3 protein-coding genes are annotated in these 2,323 nt (G+C 41.6%); all 3 read left to right on the top strand.

From position 1 onward, the window contains the following. The first annotated feature begins 431 nt into the window (after positions 1 to 431). Positions 432 to 764, top strand: a complete 333-nt coding sequence (locus tag AB4496_RS06620) for a type II toxin-antitoxin system RelE/ParE family toxin (RefSeq protein WP_012600340.1) — start codon at positions 432 to 434, stop codon at positions 762 to 764. Beyond that, positions 751 to 1,065, top strand: coding sequence for a DNA-binding transcriptional regulator (locus tag AB4496_RS06615; RefSeq protein ID WP_009845645.1), 315 nt, complete (start codon positions 751 to 753; stop codon positions 1,063 to 1,065). Before AB4496_RS06620 ends, AB4496_RS06615 begins: the two co-directional genes overlap by 14 nt. Before the next feature lie 686 nt (positions 1,066 to 1,751). Continuing rightward, positions 1,752 to 2,323, top strand: a 572-nt coding sequence (locus tag AB4496_RS06610) for a 3-deoxy-7-phosphoheptulonate synthase (protein ID WP_372130707.1), incomplete at its 3' end; no start/stop codon positions are given.

The following is a 2,323-nucleotide window of genomic DNA, read 5'->3' as shown; positions in this document are numbered from 1 at the left end:
AGCCAACACTAAATCCCAAGTGTTGAACAAGCCCGAAGCCACTTTATTAAGTAAATTGTACGATTGAACTTGAAGGGCACATCGCTTTGAGGCTTTTCTCAAGGCGAGCGAGGTCAAGATAAGGTTGCGATAGCAATCTTATCAACCAGTTAGCTGTTTTTCGTTTCTTTCGTCGTCACATCTCCTCTGATTTCGTCAATGCCATTCTCCTTATTATCAATGCCTTTCGGCTACGTGGGTCGGCTTACTCCAACGCACCGCGATAGAGGTATCGCGACAAATAGCTCAGTGCAGAAGTGAGTGCAAGTTTCGTTGTCGGCTTTGAGTATGCAGGCGTTATAGCTCAGGTCAGATTCACCTTTCGAAAGGTCATAACTACGTTAATCACGTATAGTTTTGCCATGTGTACGTCACTTGCGTATACTCTGAGTATGAAAAGTGTATTTGTCGAATCGACCATATTTGAAAAGTACCGTAATGAATATCTCAGCGATGATGAGTTTAGGCTTTTTCAAGCTGAGTTAATGTCTAACCCAAAACAGGGGGACGTGATTCAAGGTACAGGTGGTTTGCGAAAGATTCGAGTTGCAAGTAAAGGTAAGGGCAAGCGTGGCGGCTCTCGTGTTATCTATTACTTCCTCGATGAAAAGCGTCGTTTCTACTTGCTGACAATTTATGGCAAGAATGAAATGTCCGATTTAACTGCAGATCAAAAGAAACAATTAAAGGCTTTTATGGAGGCGTGGCGTAATGAGCAATCGTGACCTATTTGCAGAGTTAAGTACTGCTCTTGTTGAGGCTAAAGAGCATTCAGAGGGTAAACTCACTCTTAAAACTCATCAAGTTAACGATATCAGTGAGTTAGATATTTCACCTAATGAAATCGTGAGTATCCGTGAACAGTTTAATATGTCGCGTGGTGTGTTTGCGCGTTTACTGCATACATCATCCCGAACATTAGAAAACTGGGAACAAGGGCGTAGCGCACCAAATGGACAAGCTGTGACCCTTCTAAAATTGGTTCAGCGTCATCCGGAAACTCTTTCGCACATCGCTGAGCTATAACAAATAAGGGCTAGGGTGTTGCGCAGTCAACACTAAATCCCGAGTGTTCAACAAGCCCGAAGCGACTTTATTAATTAAATTGTACTATTGCATTTGAAGGGCACATCGCTTTGAGGCTTTTCACAAGACGATCGAGGCCAAGGTAAGGTCGCGATAGCAATCTTATTAACCAGTTAGCTGTTCTTCGTTTCTTTCGTCGTCACATCTTCTGTTGTTTCGCCTGTACAATTCTCCATATACCGTTCCTGCGCAGAAATTGCCAAATTTGATCAGTTCTATTCTTCGATGAGTAACATCCAAACCAAGGTTGTGGTGCTAGTTCCCATTTTTCTCTATGTGACGAAAAGTCTTTAGCTCTCTATTTTTTGTGTATGCGTTTTGTAAAGGCTGTAGTGTGGTAAAGAGCTTTTATCTATCGTTGCGTAAGACATTATCTAGCCAGGATAGTTTGAAGAGCTGTGTTCTTACTGTGTCTGATAACTGCACAATCGATAACGTGTAAATAATATTATACAGGGTGTTTTAAATATAAAACACAAAATAAATTGCGTTTTTTTTTAATTAGTGATTGAAACTGTGGTTTTTACTAGTTAAGTTACAGGGAACAAGAAGATAAATGCTGATGGAAAATGACGTGAGATAACGTGCATTCAGCCTCAAGGATAGAAAATAGGAAGAAGTAAGCAATGTTCCAGACTGATGATGTAAGAATTAACAAAGTAAAAGAGTTATTACCCCCTGTTGCTGTTTTAGAAAAGTTTCCAGCGACAGAAATTGCTTCTTCTACAACCTTTGAAAGCCGCAAAGCGATCCACAATATTTTAGAAGATAGCGATGATCGCTTACTTGTTATTGTTGGCCCATGTTCTATTCATGATACAGAAGCTGCGCTTGAGTACGGTAAACGTTTGAAAGTGCTACGCGACGAACTAGGCGATAACCTTGAAATCGTAATGCGTGTTTACTTTGAAAAACCACGTACCACTGTTGGCTGGAAAGGCCTAATCAATGACCCGTACATGAACGACACGTTCAAACTAAATGACGGTCTTCGTCTAGGACGTAAGTTACTACTTGACCTAACTGATATGGGAATGCCTACGGCGAGTGAATTCTTAGATATGATTACGCCGCAATACGTTGCTGACCTAATCAGCTGGGGCGCAATTGGCGCACGTACGACAGAATCTCAAGTTCACCGTGAACTGGCTTCAGGCCTATCTTGCCCAGTTGGCTTCAAGAATGGTACGGATGGCAA

Origin of the sequence: Vibrio sp. 10N.222.46.A1 (assembly GCF_041473595.1) — a bacterium.
Lineage (GTDB): Bacteria > Pseudomonadota > Gammaproteobacteria > Enterobacterales > Vibrionaceae > Vibrio > Vibrio tasmaniensis_A.
The sequence above is the reverse complement of the archived record's forward strand: the minus strand, read 5'-3'. Positions and strand labels throughout refer to the sequence as shown.

Bases quoted from the DNA above. Each gene is read 5' to 3' on its own strand.
- AB4496_RS06620 (WP_012600340.1), top strand. From the start codon at position 432: ATGAAAAGTGTATTTGTCGAATCGACCATATTTGAAAAGTACCGTAAT.
- AB4496_RS06615 (WP_009845645.1), top strand. From the start codon at position 751: ATGAGCAATCGTGACCTATTTGCAGAGTTAAGTACTGCTCTTGTTGAG.